The 15,250-nt window shown below is 45.2% G+C and carries 15 protein-coding genes; all 15 read left to right on the forward strand.

The features are described from left to right. Nucleotides 1-251 precede the first annotated feature (251 nt). The 15 genes from RF007C_RS09670 to rlmB all read left to right on the forward strand — a co-directional run bounded on the left by RF007C_RS09670 (nt 252) and on the right by rlmB (nt 15,248). Nucleotides 252-1,094 (forward strand): pyridoxamine kinase, encoded by an 843-nt coding sequence (locus RF007C_RS09670; protein WP_051456608.1) that lies wholly within the window; start codon nt 252-254, stop codon nt 1,092-1,094. Further along, entirely contained in the window at nt 1,094-1,489 is a 396-nt protein-coding gene (locus tag RF007C_RS09675; RefSeq protein WP_037299402.1) for a hypothetical protein, read from the forward strand. Before RF007C_RS09670 ends, RF007C_RS09675 begins: the two co-directional genes overlap by 1 nt. A 104-nt stretch (nt 1,490-1,593) precedes the next feature. Beyond that, entirely contained in the window at nt 1,594-2,367 is a 774-nt protein-coding gene (locus RF007C_RS09680) for a SigB/SigF/SigG family RNA polymerase sigma factor (protein WP_037299404.1), read from the forward strand. A gap of 138 nt (nt 2,368-2,505) precedes the next feature. Beyond that, on the forward strand, nt 2,506-3,816 hold the full coding sequence (locus RF007C_RS09685; RefSeq protein ID WP_037299405.1) for an ABC transporter substrate-binding protein: 1,311 nt from the start codon (nt 2,506-2,508) through the stop codon (nt 3,814-3,816). Next, on the forward strand, nt 3,813-4,685 hold the full coding sequence (locus tag RF007C_RS09690; protein ID WP_051456609.1) for a carbohydrate ABC transporter permease: 873 nt from the start codon (nt 3,813-3,815) through the stop codon (nt 4,683-4,685). The genes RF007C_RS09685 and RF007C_RS09690 overlap by 4 nt, the downstream gene beginning before the upstream one ends. Then, nucleotides 4,682-5,509: a carbohydrate ABC transporter permease gene (locus RF007C_RS09695; RefSeq protein WP_037299407.1), complete on the forward strand. Its 828-nt coding sequence runs from the start codon at nt 4,682-4,684 to the stop codon at nt 5,507-5,509. Before RF007C_RS09690 ends, RF007C_RS09695 begins: the two co-directional genes overlap by 4 nt. Next, nucleotides 5,506-6,627 carry a glycoside hydrolase family 88/105 protein gene (locus tag RF007C_RS09700; protein WP_037299409.1) on the forward strand — a complete coding sequence of 374 codons (1,122 nt, stop codon included), beginning with the start codon at nt 5,506-5,508 and terminating at the stop codon, nt 6,625-6,627. Before RF007C_RS09695 ends, RF007C_RS09700 begins: the two co-directional genes overlap by 4 nt. A 117-nt stretch (nt 6,628-6,744) precedes the next feature. After that, entirely contained in the window at nt 6,745-7,179 is a 435-nt protein-coding gene (locus tag RF007C_RS09705) for an NfeD family protein (RefSeq protein ID WP_037299411.1), read from the forward strand. A gap of 41 nt (nt 7,180-7,220) precedes the next feature. Further along, the gene (locus tag RF007C_RS09710) at nt 7,221-8,198 is read left to right on the forward strand and encodes an SPFH domain-containing protein (RefSeq protein WP_037299413.1); all 978 of its coding nucleotides are present in this window, start codon (nt 7,221-7,223) and stop codon (nt 8,196-8,198) included. 426 nt (nt 8,199-8,624) lie between these two features. Continuing rightward, the gene (locus tag RF007C_RS09715; protein ID WP_343203236.1) at nt 8,625-9,935 is read left to right on the forward strand and encodes an MBOAT family O-acyltransferase; all 1,311 of its coding nucleotides are present in this window, start codon (nt 8,625-8,627) and stop codon (nt 9,933-9,935) included. A gap of 12 nt (nt 9,936-9,947) precedes the next feature. Further along, the gene (locus RF007C_RS16515; protein WP_051456610.1) at nt 9,948-11,447 is read left to right on the forward strand and encodes a DHHW family protein; all 1,500 of its coding nucleotides are present in this window, start codon (nt 9,948-9,950) and stop codon (nt 11,445-11,447) included. Between the two features lie 9 nt (nt 11,448-11,456). Next, nucleotides 11,457-13,253 (forward strand): HAD-IIIC family phosphatase, encoded by a 1,797-nt coding sequence (locus RF007C_RS09725; RefSeq protein WP_037299415.1) that lies wholly within the window; start codon nt 11,457-11,459, stop codon nt 13,251-13,253. Beyond that, nucleotides 13,250-13,492, forward strand: a complete 243-nt coding sequence (locus RF007C_RS09730) for an acyl carrier protein (protein WP_019678895.1) — start codon at nt 13,250-13,252, stop codon at nt 13,490-13,492. Before RF007C_RS09725 ends, RF007C_RS09730 begins: the two co-directional genes overlap by 4 nt. Beyond that, nucleotides 13,492-14,334, forward strand: a complete 843-nt coding sequence (locus RF007C_RS09735; protein ID WP_051456611.1) for a metallophosphoesterase — start codon at nt 13,492-13,494, stop codon at nt 14,332-14,334. Before RF007C_RS09730 ends, RF007C_RS09735 begins: the two co-directional genes overlap by 1 nt. Before the next feature lie 152 nt (nt 14,335-14,486). After that, nucleotides 14,487-15,248 (forward strand): 23S rRNA (guanosine(2251)-2'-O)-methyltransferase RlmB, encoded by a 762-nt coding sequence (gene rlmB, locus RF007C_RS09740; protein WP_037299416.1) that lies wholly within the window; start codon nt 14,487-14,489, stop codon nt 15,246-15,248. Nucleotides 15,249-15,250 lie beyond the last annotated feature (2 nt).

Raw genomic sequence — 15,250 nt, forward strand, 5'->3', positions numbered from 1 at the left:
GCTCCTTTTTGAATCATGTAATACGAATAAAATCAAGTTATTAGTATGTTTAAATTCTATCATAACGCAGAAAAAGAGTCAATTTGCCAATAGTAATATAATGACATTTTATGTAATTTAATGACATAATTGTTCTGCCGTATTTTCAGATACATATCTTAGTTAAGCACAATATTTATATCTGTATTGACAAAGACTGCGTATTGATGTATAATCATTAGTTGATAACGCTAATTGAAAGAATGATGATTATGAAGAAAATCGTTTCAATACAGGATATATCCTGCTTCGGGAAATGCTCCCTGACAGTTGCGCTTCCAGTAATATCGGCAATGGGAATAGAAACAGCCGTTATACCCACCGCTGTGCTTTCGACTCATACAGGCGAAGGTTTCACCGGATATACTTTCCGAGACCTTACGAGCGACATCCCCGCCATAGCTGCTCACTGGAAAAGCATGGAGCTCAGGTTCGATGCGCTTTATACCGGCTATCTCGGCTCACTTGAACAGATAGGCATTGTTTCCGACTTTTTTGACGACTTCGGCGGAAAAGACAATCATATAATAGTAGATCCTGTGCTTGGAGACGCAGGAAAGCTTTATGCAGGCTTCTCAAATGAATTTGTCGAGGGCATGAGAAAGCTCTGTGCAAAGGCAGATTTCATTATCCCGAATATGACAGAAGTGTCTTTTCTGCTTGATATACCGTATACAGAGACATACGACGAGAGCTACGTAAAAGACGTTCTTCGCAGACTTTCGAAGCTCGGCTGCAAAACTCCAGTCATTACGGGCATACACTATGACGACAAGCTCCAGGGGGCAGCCGCATATGACAGCCGAAACGACGAATTCATTTTTTCCTTCGGAAAAAACATCAATTCACGCTTTCACGGTACCGGAGATATTTTTGCAAGCGTTTTCACCGGCGCCTGCGCACTCGGCAAGGATCTGAGACAATGCCTTGATATCTCCGTAAAGTTTACCTTTGACTGTATCGAAGCCACTCTCCCCCATATGGAAGAAACATGGTACGGAAGCTGTTTCGAGCTGTGTCTCGGAAAGCTAATAGAATATGTAAAGGAGCAATAATGCTTGATCTTATAAGGAAGACTGCTGTTTTTATCAGGGCAGACATCCGTTCCGCCAAAAGTATTCGTACTGCTGAGGTACTTGAAAGTCTGATAGACGGAAAGCTCGCTGAAGACACCGCTGTTTCCGAAATATCCGCCTGTCTCAACTTTGAATCCCGCATAAATTACTGTGTCCCCAACAATGCAACAGCTTTTGTGGTCTTTTCGGTAAAAGCACTGAATAAAGCTCTTAGCGGGAACGATTTCGGGCTTGCTTACGATATTGCGGATATTTTACAGGCTCTCCCCGAAAAGGAATACCTGAAGGACAAAAAAGCAGTTTTCTCATTCAATAAGACATATATACGCAAATTCAACAAGAAGCATCTGTCTCATCTGCCTGAGATAGTATGAAAAGAGCAGTTCATACTGCTCTTTTTTAATGCCAGTTTTTCCCTGTGATTACCGATGTGATAATCGGCAATAATATCCTCGTAATCATTTACGGAGGATATGTTATGGCATATAATAAAGTCGTTATCGCAGGTATAAATACTTCCGAGCTCACAGTGCTCAAAGAGGAAGAAAAAATCGCACTGCTGAAGGAAATACGCGCAACAGGCAGCAAGGAAGCCCGCGACAAGCTCATAAACGGCAATCTGCGTCTGGTACTCAGTGTTATTCAGCACTTCACGGGACGCGGCGAGGACGTGGACGACCTCTTCCAGATAGGAGTTATCGGCCTGATCAAGGCTATCAATAATTTTGACCTGAGCAAGGAAGTACGCTTCTCGACCTACTGCGTGCCGATGATAAGCGGCGAGCTGAGGCGCTATCTCCGCGACTGCAGCCACGTAAAGGTCAGCCGATCTCTGCGTGACACTGCATATAAAGCCCTTCAGGCAAAGGAAAAGCTGACAATAAAACTTCAGCGTGATCCCTCAATAGACGAGATCTCAGCCGAAATAGGAGAAAAACGTTCAAATGTAGTCATAGCCCTTGAAAGCATAAGCGATCCCGTTTCGCTTTATGAACCTGTGTACTCGGATACAGAGGATAACCTTTATATAATGGATCAGATAAGCGACATCAACGACGTTGAAAGCCGTATGGACGAGCTTACCATACGTGATGCAATACGCGGTCTCGGTGAACGTGAGAGAAATATTCTGTATCTTCGCTTTTTCCGCGGTAAAACTCAGGTCGAGGTAGCAAGTGAGATAGGTATATCCCAGGCTCAGGTCTCGCGTCTTGAAAAGGGTGCTATAAAAAAGATAAAAACCTGTCTTTAACAGGTACGGCATCAGGATCCCGAAGCTTTTGGCAAACAGCTTCGGGGTCTTTTTTGTCGTTTATTAACATTTTTTTGTTGATTTTTGCCTCAAAACAGTGTATAATCAAATATATCATTATAATTGGGATCTGAGAGTATGAAAAATATTTTTTATAAAGCCGCAACTCTTTGCTGCGTACTTGCACTCTCTTCCTGCACAAGCAGAAAAAACGTGAAGGTCACTCCGCCTGATGGGACACTTGATAAGTGCAGTCTGCGCTTTTCATGGTGGGGCGGTGACGACAGACATGAAGCAACTCTAAAGGCTGTGAAGCTATGGAACAACAGGCATCCCGAGATCAGAATAGTCCCCGAATACGGCGGCTGGGACGGCTGGACCGAAAAAGTGGCAGCACAGGTAAAAAGCGGTACAGAACCCGACGTTATGCAGATAAATTACGACTGGATTATCACCCTGTCACCTGACGGGAGCGGCTTTTACGACCTTGAAAAGCTGAACAGCTTCCTTGATCTTTCGTACTTTGACAAAAACATCGTATCCTTCGGCCGTGTCAAAGGAAAAATGAATGCCGCCGCAGTATCTCTCAGCGGACGCAGTTTTTTCTACAACTCCAGGGTATACGACTCCCTCGGAGCAGATTATCCGCAGACATGGTCTGATCTGACCGCTCTCGGCAGCAGCTTCGGCAGTGCGGATATGTATCCTATCGATCTCGATATACAGTCAGGCGGTACTGCATGGTATCTTGCTGTGGTTTATATGCAGCAGAAAACGGGACGTGAGTTCATCACCGATGACGGACAGCTTGGTTTTACGTATGAAGATATATGCAGCGCGCTTCGGTTCTATAAGGAGCTGGAGGACTCTCACGTCATAAGAACAGTCCGTTCAAGAACTGATGAAGACGGAAATGCCGCACTGTATCAGTCATCGGAATTTATAAGCGGAAGAGTTGCAGGTGTGCTGGAATGGGGCAGTGCTATCGGCAAATATGAATCGGTCCTTCCCGAGGGAGTACTTGAAGCAGGGCCGCTCCTCAGCGATGAAAATGGCAATTGCAGTGGCTGGATGATAAAGCCTTCTCTGATGTATGCCATATCAGGCCATACGGAGCATCCCGATGAAGCAGCAGCCTTCATGGACTTCCTTCTGAACGACGAAGAATGTGCAGAGCTCCTCGGAACTACAAGAGGGATACCGGCCTCTTCGAAGGCGGAAACCGCACTTGAAAAGAAAGGCTGTATTTCGGGACTTGCAAAGAAATCCACCGATATTCTCAATGCTGCGGACACTGTCACCATAAGTCCTTATATGGAGCTGCCGCGTATGAAGTCCTTCTACAATGCGGCAATAGAATCCGTATCCTACGGGACAGCAGACATCGACGAAGCCGCAAAACAGATGTATGACTCCATAAACGAATATCTGGAGAAGATAAGAAAATGAAGACCAGAATATACCGAAATCCTGTCGGCGTAAGCAAATACACAGGGCTTGCACTGATCTCGCCCTTCATTATAGGCGCTGTGCTGTTTATTATATACCCTTTCATCGCTTCCTTCATAACAGGCTTCACCTCAGACGGTATCAGCGTGGAAAACTTCAGGAATATTATTTCCGATGGCAGGATAAAAGCTTCCGCAGCCGTAACGCTCAAATATACGATTATCCTTGTCCCTCTGAAGCTTGCTGTATCGCTTGGGGTGGCTTTTCTCCTGAACATGGAGCTGAAAGGTATAGGAATATACCGCACCGCATTTTACATACCGTCCATTCTCGGAGCAAACCTCGCTGTAATAATAATGTGGCAGTATCTGTTCACATCGGGCGGTCTTGTAAACCAGCTCCTTGAAAAAGCAGGTCTTTTCCCTGTAAGCTGGTACGGAGATCCGGATGCCGCACTTTTTATAATCGTTCTGCTGAGGCTCTGGGAATTCGGTTCGGCTATGGTCATATTCCTTGCTGCTTTACGTGATATACCGCGGGAGCTGTATGACGCCGCTAAGGTCGACGGATGCGGCAGGCTAAGATGTTTCTTTTCGGTTACGATACCGCAGATAAAAAACATTATATTCATCAATCTTATACTCCAGACCATAGCAGCAATGCAGGAATTCAGCGCACCGTACATGATAACCAACGGCGGTCCTCTCGGAAGTACCCGCACCGTAGGTATGCTGATATATGAGGAAATGTTCATCTACGGCGACGAAGGAACTGCAAATGCGGTCTCCTGGCTGCTTTTTGTATTCATCGCCGCCGTTATATTTCTTATGTACAGACTCACAGGCATATCAGGAAGGAAACAAAAATGAAAAAAGCACTCATTTATCTCCTCCTTACAGCTGTTGCCGTGATAATGCTGTATCCCCTGCTCTGGCTCGTGGGTGCTTCATTTAAGACGAACGAGGAGATATTCTCGTCTGTATGGTTCATGCCAAAAAGCCTCGGCACTGAGGTATATAAAAACGCATGGGATACGGTTACGCCATACACTATGGGACATTACTTCATTAATACGTTTATGATAATAATCCCCAAGATCGCTTTTGCAGTTATTTCATCAATACTTGTAGCCTACGGCTTTGCAAGGTTCGACTTTCCAATGAAGCGCTTATTTTACGCGCTTCTCATATGCGGTATGCTAATGCCATCTATCGCCACTGTCATGCCGCTCTACAGAATGTGGAGCCGACTCGGCCTCATTGACACGTATATACCGCTGACTATCCCTGCTCTCTTTGCAGGAGAGGGTATGTTCGTATTCATTCTTATACAGTTTTTCAAGGGCATACCGAAAGAATTCGATGAAGCAGCCCGCATCGACGGCTGCGGCACACTGAAAACGCTGTTTTTCGTGCTCGTTCCCTGTATCAGGCCTGCTGTCGTCTCTATAGTCGTATTTACTTTCTTATGGACAATGAACGATTTTCTTACACCGCTGATTATGATACAGTCAGTTGAGAAATATCCCCTTTCACTGGCACTGCGTCTCTCCGTGGACAGTACGGGACAGGGCTACGAACAGAGCAAGATACTGGCAATGTCGGTAATAGGTATTATACCTTCAATATCTGTATTTGCCATTGCACAGAAAAAATTTATAAGCGGTATCACCGCAGGAGGACTCTCAGGATGACCAAAGCAGAAAGCATTGCTGAAAAATATACAGAAGCCTTCATACTCCCCTCCGATCCTCTCAGACCGATGTGGAACATGGAAAGCATCATCTGCGGAAAAACTCCCAGATGGAACTACGTGGACAACTGTATGATAACTGCCGTACTGATGATGTACGACATAAATGAAAACAGCAGGCTGCTGGACTACGCTATAAAATTCACTGACGCATATGTGGAGGACGACGGAAGCATACCTACCATGAATTATGCAGACTATAACCTTGATAATATCAACGGAGGAAAAAACCTTTTCAGACTGTGGAGCATTACCGGTGAGGAAAAATACAGGCTCGGTTTTGAAAAGCTCTGGAACGAACAGATCATACGCCAACCCCGTCTGCCCAGCGGCAATTTCTGGCATAAAGCCATATATCCGAATCAGGTATGGCCTGACGGTGCATATATGGCACTTCCCTTTATGGCCGAGTACGCAAAGCTCCATGATCTGCGCGGAGTCATCGAGGATGTACAGCGTCAGCTGACGGACATAAGGAAGATAATGCGCGATCCTGTTACAGGGCTATACTACCACGGATATGACGATACGAACACTATGTTCTGGGCCGACAGGATCACAGGCCTTTCAAAAGAAATCTGGCTCCGCTCCAACGGCTGGCTATGTGCTGCACTGGCTGACGTATGCGAAATACTTACCGAAAAGATCCCAATTCGCAACCAGCTGAACGAGCTGCTCACTGCACTTTCAGGATACTGCACTGATGAGGGTATGCTGATGCAGCTTCCTGCATATCCTTCACTGAAGGGCAATTATCCCGAGACAAGCGGTACTCTGCTTTTCGCCTATTCTGCACTGAAGGCGTACAGACTGGGAATATGCGGTGAGAATATCCGCCAGTCGGGACTGAAAGCCTTTGAAGCCGTCACCAACGGCTACATCGACAACAGCGGCGATGTCCCGGTTATGCAGAATATATGTCTTGTAGGCGGGCTTGGCGGTGAAAGCGGCCGCGACGGCTCGGCAGAATACTATCTCAGCGAAAAGGTCATTGAAAACGATGGAAAAGGCGTAGCGCCATACCTTATGACATATACTGAGCTCATGAAAAAAGTATGACGAAAGAAGCAAAAAATCGTCAAAAAATTATCTATCATACTTGAAAAGTTCATACTTTGATGTTATAATATTTTTTGTAGGGATTACTACAAATATTTACGAAAGGGGGAACTCGTCTTGGATGTACTGTTTTGGGCTCTTGCAGTAATCGCTTTCGTGATCGCGGAAGTAGCAACAGTGCAGCTTGTCTCGATATGGTTCGCAGCAGGTGCCATGGTCACTCTTCTGCTCAGCTATTTCTATGACCTATCTGCATTGCAGCAGCTCGGAATATTCATCATAGCTTCAGCAGTATTCCTGCTACTGAGCATACCGCTCCTGAAAAAGCGCAGAAAACAAGCTGCTGTCGCTACAAATGCCGAGCTTGACATTGGCAAACACGCCACGGTCATTGAAGAGATCAACAGCGACAAAGGAACAGGCCGAGTCACTTTAAATGGGGTAAACTGGAGTGCAGTGCCTGAAGACGAGAATGAGATCATTCCCGTCGGGGCGATAGTAATCGTCAGAAAAGTTCTTGGCGCTAAACTAAGCGTCATACCGGAAAAGTAATAAACACATTCTCTATCATATCAAATCGGAGGTAATTAAAAATGGATCCACTTGGAATTATTGTTCTTATTGTCATTGTCATTTTATTCGCTTTATTCGTCAGATGCTTCAGAATCGTTCCTCAGGCTCATGTATTCGTTATCGAGCGTCTCGGTTCCTTCCATGCTGAGTGGGAAACAGGTCTTCATATCCTCGTTCCCTTCATCGACAGGATCGCAGGCAAAGTATCATTAAAGGAAAAGGTCGTAGACTTCAAGCCTCAGCCCGTTATCACAAAAGATAACGTTACAATGCAGATAGATACAGTTGTTTTCTATCAGGTAACAGACGCAAAGCAGTATATCTACGGTGTTGAAAGACCTCTCGCAGCTATCGAGAACCTTTCGGCAACAACTCTCCGTAACATCATCGGTGAAATGGAACTCGACGCTACTCTTACATCAAGAGACGTTATCAATACAAAGATCACTTCTATCCTCGATCAGGCTACTGACCGCTGGGGTATCAAGGTAAACCGCGTTGAGTTGAAGAACATCCTTCCTCCTCGTGAAATTCAGGACGCAATGGAGAAGCAGATGAAGGCTGAGCGTGAGCGCCGTGAAAAGATCCTTCAGGCAGAGGGTGACAAGAAGTCACAGATCCTCGTTGCAGAAGGTGAAAAGGAGTCGCAGATCCTTCGTGCTCAGGCTAAGAAGGAAGCTCAGATCCTCGAGGCTGAGGCTGAGAAGCAGGCAATGATCCTCAGAGCTGACGCCGTAAGAGAGCAGAAGGTCCTTGAGGCTACCGGTGAAGCAAGAGCTATCGAAATGGTTCAGGAAGCACTTGCAGACAGTATCGTAAAGCTTAATAATGCTAATCCTAATGAAAGAGTTATTCAGCTCAAGTCTCTGGAGTCATTTGCAAAGGCTGCTGACGGCAAAGCTACAAAGATCATTATCCCCAGTGAGATACAGGGACTTGCAGGTCTTGCAACAGGCCTGAAGGCTCTTGTTGAGAACGATAGTACAAAAATGCAGTAAAATATCTGTAAAAGTATCAAAGCTCCCGTGAATTACGGGAGCTTTTCTTGTATAACAGTCGATTTTCAGGCTTAAAATCCCTGCCGCACAAAAAAGCGGCAAAAATCAGTCGCATTTTTGTATTTTGATACGATTTTTGAAAAAACGTGTTATTTTTTCAAAATCACTGTCTTTTTCTCTTGCATTTCGGCAGCATTTGTTGTATAATAATCAATGCGGACTTATGCTCCGCCAAGAATAAAAATAAACATATAATTATTTGATTTTAGTTGCTCCGCCCACCTTTTCCGCGGTAAAAAGAAAGATACAGAACAAATGCAGCAAGGCGGTAGAACAATGGTATTTTCGAGACTATTCTTTATATATATATTTCTCCCTTTATGCCTTTTATGTTATGCAGCGGCAAGAGGGATTAAACAAAAAAACATGGTGTTGATCATTTTCTCGCTGATTTTCTATGCGTGGGGTGAGCCTGTATATATTTTCCTTATGCTTCTGACAGCTGCGGTGAATTATACCGCAGGTCTCATAATAGGAAAGTATCAAGGCAAAAAGGGTGATACTGCCGCGACAGCAGCCGCTGTCGTGTACGACCTTCTCATGCTCGGTATATTTAAATACAGCGGCTTTATCGTGGAAAATATCAACGCCCTTTTTTCATGCTCCATACCCGTACCGGATATACGTCTGCCTATAGGCATCAGCTTTTACACCTTCCAGACTATATCCTACATCATCGACTGTCACTGGGAAAAGGTCAAGCCTCAGAAGAGCTTCAGGAACTTCCTGCTCTTCCTCAGCCTATTTCCTCAGCTCGTGGCAGGTCCTATCGTACGTTACAGTACGATCGAAAAGGAAATTGAAAGCCGAAAGATCGAGCTACGCGATATATCCTACGGCCTCAACAGAGTGGCACTCGGCCTCGGGAAAAAGGTTCTTATTGCAAATCAGCTAAGTATTATTGCCGATAATTTTCTCGGAAATATAAGCAATTCCACCATGTTCGGAGCATGGTACGGAGCTATTGCATACGGTTTGCAGATATTCTTTGACTTCTCAGGATATTCGGACATAGCCATAGGTCTTGGACGTATATTCGGCTTCCATTTTGACGAAAACTTCAATCATCCTTTCATATGCAAGGATATAACCGAGTTCTGGCAGCGCTGGCATATCTCGCTCAGCACATTCTTCCGTGACTATGTGCTCTATATCCCCATATTCGGCAAGCGCAGAAAATACGGCGGGCTCTTTCTCGTATGGCTCTGTACCGGAATATGGCACGGTGCAAGCTGGAACTTTATCATATGGGGACTTTATTACGGTCTGTTTGTTTTCATAGAAATGAAGATCGGTAAAAAGAATATTAAAAAGATCCCCGTTGTCATCAGGCATATTTACAGTAAGCTTGTCATATTCATAGGCTTCGGCATATTCTATTTTGAGAATCTCGGCAAACTCGCAACCTTCTTTAAGACCATATCAGGCTTCGGCAAAAACGGTTTCATTGCCGTGCAGGACAGGATCTCTCTCATAAACAATATGTACCTGCTGATAATAGCAGTGATATGCTGTTTCCCTATCATAAACAGTATCAAGACCATTTCGGACAAGCACTTTGTTTCAAAAGCCGTCATCTCATCGGCAGCAGCCGTTGCATCTGCACTTATCCTTGTTGTTACGAGTATAATGCTTGTTGATGCAACAACCAATCCCTTCCTTTACTTCAGATTTTAACGAGGCAGACAAATGAGTGAAAATAATATAAGTGCGCTGAAGAAAAAAGTAAAAAACGAATCTTCAGGCGCTGCAAATAACACTGCGGCTCAGGCACCTGCTATTTTCATAGAGGCATCCGACCGCGCAAATACAGCCATAGATATACCTATAAAGGCTAAAAAACTGAAAAAACAGCGCCGTAAGACCGCGCTTAACTCCATTGCACTGGCAAATATCCTTCTTATCGGAACTGTTCTTGCAGGGGGCTTCGTTTACGTAGCTCTTCTCCCGCATGAGACCAAGGCAGATGATGAAAACCGTATGCTTACAACATTTCCGAAATTTACGCCAAAGAACTATGCAAGCGGAGAATTTACAGAGGGCATCGCCGACTATTTCGACGATACAGTACATGATCGTGCGCATATAAAGCAGTTCATCGCCGATAACATCATGCCCCTGAAGGGCAGGAAGTACGGCGGCGAGGATGGTGCAGAGCTTTACGGCAGCGGATTTGAAAAGAAAAAACCCGAGGAAAAACCTCTTACCACAACTGTAACAGCTACAACCGTATCTCACGACGAACAGAACGTCACCACCGTAACCACAACCGTTCCCGAAGAAACCACAGCAGCTGAGGAAACACAGGAACAGGGTGAGCTTACAAACAATATCCTTATCGTAAATAAAAGAGGAATAACTCTTTACGGCGGAGCTTGGGGCACAGAACAGGAATATGCCGCATATCTCAACGAGTACAAAGAAGCTCTTGAAAATGTGAACATCTATTCCATGGTACTCCCCACATCAAGCTCTTTCTATCTTCCCGAGAATTACAGCAATCTTGCTTACAGCGAAAAAGATGATATAGACAGGATAAATGCGTCGCTGAACGGTGTTATGCCGGTTGACGCATATGATATACTCAACGCTCACAAGGACGAGGCTATCTATTCCAAGACCGACCACCACTGGCAGCCGCTTGGCGCTTATTACGCTGCCGAGCTCTTTGCAATGACTGCAAAGGTACCGTTTGCCGATCTTTCGGAATACGAGACTGTGACTCTCCCCGGATATGTGGGTACACTGTATATGTACACCCAGAGTTCTACCCTGCTCAATAATCCCGAGGACTTTGTATATTACAAGCCCAAGGCTCCTGTAACAGTCACTCAGTATGACACCCATTTCAATAATCCCGTAGCAGTAAACCTGTTGCTTGATCCCGCATCAATGCCCAATTCGGGCTATTATATGGTATTCGGCTCCGATGAACGTATCGTCCACGTAAACACCGAATGCAAAAACGGCAGGAACCTCGTCATCTTCAAGGACAGCTACGGAAATGCACTTCTTCCCGTGCTGACAAGCTCATTTGAGAACATTTACCTCTGTGATATACGCTATTTTGATCTGAACGCAGTTGATTTCATAAACAGGACAGAGGCTACAGACGTGCTTTTTGCAATGTGCTCGTTTTCGGCTGTCGGCGGAAACAGAAACTGTATACACAATAATCTGAAAAAATAAGGAGATAAAATGAAAGAACTGGAATATCCCTTCGACGGCAGCAGCATAATGCGCAGAAAGGTGGCCGTCAAAAGAGAACTTCTTTCTGACGGAACTCCGAGGATAAAGAAAAAAATAGCAGTTCTCGGAGGTTCCACGACCAATCATATAGTATCTCTTCTTGAGCTTTTTCTTCTGAATTTCGGAATAGAACCCGAGTTTTATCAGTCAGAGTACAATAAATTCTATGAAGAAGCTGTTTTCGGCTCTCCCGAGCTTGACAGCTTTGCTCCCGATCTGATCTATATCCACACCACTTCAAGGAACCTTACCATGCTCCCGGAAAGTCCTGCGGAAGATGAACAGCAGGTGTCACAGCGCCTTGAGGAACAGTTCGGCATATTCAGACAGGTGTGGGAAAGCCTTTCACAGCACTTTTCATGTCCTGTGATACAGAACAACTTTGAACTGCCTCTCCTCCGCAGAACAGGCAGCTATGACGGCTGGGGCGTTACCGGACATTCTGCATTTATCCAGCGTCTGAACGTAATGCTATCGGATCACGCAAGAAAAAACGCTTCTTTCTATATACATGATATAAACTACCTCTCCGCAGTCTGCGGACTGGAAAAATGGCATGACGCAGAGGCATGGTATCTTTATAAATATGCCATGAGCACTTCTGTGATCCCCGACCTCGCGTACAGCCTTGCCTGTGTGATAAAGTCCATATACGGCAGGAACCGTAAGGTCATTGCTCTTGATCTGGACAATACCCTCTGGGGCGGAGTCATAGGTGATGACGGTCAGGAGGGTATAGAAATCGGTCCCGAAACAGCTTCGGGACAGTCCTTCAGCGAATTCCAGCGCTATATCAAAGGCTATAAGGACTACGGAGTACTTCTGACCGTATGCTCGAAAAATGAAGAAGAAAACGCAGTTCTCGGACTTGAACACCCCAGCAGTGTTCTCCGTCCGTCGGATTTCGTATCCATTAAAGCCAATTGGGAACAAAAGGACAAGAATATAAGTGAAACTGCCGAGGAACTCAGTCTCGGCACAGACAGCTTCGTGTTCATAGACGATAATCCCGCAGAATGCGCCATAGTGGAAGGACAGCTGCCCATGGTACGCACTGTCAGCTTCAAAGACGTACACGAAGCTATGTACAAGCTTTCACGCAGCGGCTGCTTTGAAGTAACCTCTGTTTCTGCGGATGATCTGCACCGTTCAGAGATGTATGCAGCCAATGCAAAACGCACAGCTCAGCAGAAGAATTTCTCAAGCTACGGGGATTATCTGCTAAGCCTCGAAATGAAGGCCGAGATATGCGGATTTCTGCCTGTATACATAAGCAGGATAACTCAGCTCACAAACAAGAGCAACCAGTTCAACCTGACTACAAGACGCTATACCGAAAATGAAATACGTCAGGCAGGTCAGAGTGACGATCATATCTGTCTTTGCGGCAGACTTGAAGATAAATTCGGTGATAATGGCATTGTTTCCGTTGTTATCGGAAAGTGCCGAAACACCGAGCTTGATATAGAACTGTGGCTCATGAGCTGCCGTGTGCTGAAACGCGATATGGAGCTTGCCATGCTCGACGAACTGGTCCGTCTCGCCCGCAGCAAAGGTATCACACGTATCAACGGCTTTTATTACAAAACTCCAAAAAACCGCATGGTGTCGGAGCTTTACGGTTCCTTCGGCTTTAAAAGGGACGAACTGAAGGAAAACGGCGATTCCATTTGGCATCTGAATATAAACGATTATAGTAATAAGAACAAGGTTATAAAAATAAAAGAACAAGGAGAACAGCTATGAACACAAATGAGATAATCAAACGCCTTAACGAGGTCTTCCGCGATGTTTTCGGAGATCCTTCCATTTCTGTATCCCCTGCCACGACCTCGGAAGATATTGATGACTGGGACAGCATCGAGCATATAAATCTTATAGCCGCAGTAGAAGACGAGTTCGGTATGCGATTCAAGATGCGCGAGGTCTCGGGGATGAAAAATGTCGGTGAAATGATAGATATAATCTCGGAAAGAGGTAAATAATGTCAAAAAAAGCCCGTAAAAGACTTATAATATGTATCATCCTCCTTATAGTGATACTGCTGGATATATGGGGATTTTCCATGAAGACCGTACGCTATGACGTAAAGACGAACAAGCCTGTAAAATCGGTTCGAATTGTCTTTATATCCGATCTGCATAACTGCTTTTACGGAGGCACGGATCAGTCAGGAATAATAGCCGAGGTAAATAAAGCGAAACCTGATATTGTCTGCTTCGGCGGTGATGTCATAGACGCATGGGGCGGTACAAAGTACGCTCTGAAACTTATGACCGAGCTCAGCAAAGACTATCCCTGCTTCTATTCTCCGGGTAATCATGAGGATATGCGCGATGATAAAAATGACTTTTATGAGGAAGTAAAGAAAATATGCCCTGTACTTCTCGGTAATTATGAGGAGATCACTGTAAAAGGACAGGCTATCTGCATATACGGTGCTCCCGACGCGATTGAATGGGGCAGTCACAAGACACATCTTGAGGAATGCTTTGACACTCTTGACGGAAAATACTATAATATACTTCTGGCACATCGCCCCGATCAGATAGACAGCTATCTCGGCCAGGGGCTCAAGACCAGTGAAAGCTTTGACCTTATACTCTCCGGACACGCTCACGGCGGTCAGTGGAGAATACCGAAGCTCCTCGATCAGGGACTGTATGCTCCGGATCAGGGCATTTTTCCGAAATATACCTCTGGTATCTACCATTACGGCAGTACAACGCATATAATAAGCTGCGGACTTGCAAAGCCTCTCCGCATGATATTCATACCGAGGATATTCAATCGCCCCGAGCTTTCTGTTATAGATATTAACAGATAAAAGGACGGTATTTACGTCTAAATCCCCTTTAAATAAAAAAAGCTTGTAATTTCAGCTCAATAATGGTATAATTAGAATGATATTTTCTTCTTTCGGAGAAAAACTCTATTCAGAACAAAAGGAGCATGGGCATTTCGCGCCCGCTGTAAGATATGGAAAAAGAGAAATATACCAATGAAAAGTCCGATAGTATAATATGCGGACGCAATCCCGTCATGGAAGCGCTGAAATCAGGTGCTAACCTCGATACTATCTATATCGACGGGAACGGCGGAAGCCTCGGAGTAATCCGCCGCCTTGCCAAGGAAAAAGGCATCGTGGTAAAGGATGCCGACGATAAAAAACTCTCCCGTCTTTCGGGCGGCGCGTCCCATCAGGGCGTAGTTGCGGAAGGAGCCTGCGGTGAGTATTCTACTGTTGAGGAGATCCTTTCAATCTCACGCGAAAAAGGCACAAAGCCTTTCATCATCATCTGCGACGAGATAGAAGATCCGCATAATCTTGGAGCTATTATCCGTACCGCAGAGACCTCAGGCGCTGACGGAGTTATCATCCCCAAGCGCAGGAGCGCTTCCCTTAATGCCACTGTTTTCAAAACATCGGCAGGAGCAGCAAGCTATGTACCTGTAGCAAGAGTTTCAAATCTAGCCGCCTGTATCGATACCCTCAAGGAAAACGGGGTATGGATATACGGTACTGATGCTTCCGGCACAGACTATTCCCAGACCGATTTTACCGGCGGAGTAGGTCTTGTAATCGGCTCAGAGGGCTTTGGGATAAGCAAACTTATTGCAAAAAAATGCGATTTTATGATAAAACTTCCCATGGAGGGAAAGATCAATTCACTTAATGCTTCGGTAGCTGCCGGCATATTCATGTATGAGGTGCTCAGACAGCGGAGAAGCGGTAAATAAGG

The organism is Ruminococcus flavefaciens 007c (assembly GCF_000571935.1).
Taxonomy (GTDB): Bacteria; Bacillota; Clostridia; order Oscillospirales; family Ruminococcaceae; genus Ruminococcus; species Ruminococcus flavefaciens_F.

Bases quoted from the DNA above. Each gene is read 5' to 3' on its own strand.
- RF007C_RS09695 (WP_037299407.1), top strand. From the start codon at position 4,682: ATGAAAAAAGCACTCATTTATCTCCTCCTTACAGCTGTTGCCGTGATA.
- RF007C_RS09710 (WP_037299413.1), top strand. From the start codon at position 7,221: ATGGATCCACTTGGAATTATTGTTCTTATTGTCATTGTCATTTTATTC.
- RF007C_RS09675 (WP_037299402.1), top strand. From the start codon at position 1,094: ATGCTTGATCTTATAAGGAAGACTGCTGTTTTTATCAGGGCAGACATC.
- RF007C_RS09670 (WP_051456608.1), top strand. From the start codon at position 252: ATGAAGAAAATCGTTTCAATACAGGATATATCCTGCTTCGGGAAATGC.
- RF007C_RS09725 (WP_037299415.1), top strand. From the start codon at position 11,457: ATGAAAGAACTGGAATATCCCTTCGACGGCAGCAGCATAATGCGCAGA.
- RF007C_RS09680 (WP_037299404.1), top strand. From the start codon at position 1,594: ATGGCATATAATAAAGTCGTTATCGCAGGTATAAATACTTCCGAGCTC.
- RF007C_RS09685 (WP_037299405.1), top strand. From the start codon at position 2,506: ATGAAAAATATTTTTTATAAAGCCGCAACTCTTTGCTGCGTACTTGCA.
- RF007C_RS09730 (WP_019678895.1), top strand. From the start codon at position 13,250: ATGAACACAAATGAGATAATCAAACGCCTTAACGAGGTCTTCCGCGAT.
- RF007C_RS16515 (WP_051456610.1), top strand. From the start codon at position 9,948: ATGAGTGAAAATAATATAAGTGCGCTGAAGAAAAAAGTAAAAAACGAA.
- RF007C_RS09715 (WP_343203236.1), top strand. From the start codon at position 8,625: ATGGTGTTGATCATTTTCTCGCTGATTTTCTATGCGTGGGGTGAGCCT.
- rlmB (WP_037299416.1), top strand. From the start codon at position 14,487: ATGGAAAAAGAGAAATATACCAATGAAAAGTCCGATAGTATAATATGC.
- RF007C_RS09735 (WP_051456611.1), top strand. From the start codon at position 13,492: ATGTCAAAAAAAGCCCGTAAAAGACTTATAATATGTATCATCCTCCTT.
- RF007C_RS09690 (WP_051456609.1), top strand. From the start codon at position 3,813: ATGAAGACCAGAATATACCGAAATCCTGTCGGCGTAAGCAAATACACA.
- RF007C_RS09700 (WP_037299409.1), top strand. From the start codon at position 5,506: ATGACCAAAGCAGAAAGCATTGCTGAAAAATATACAGAAGCCTTCATA.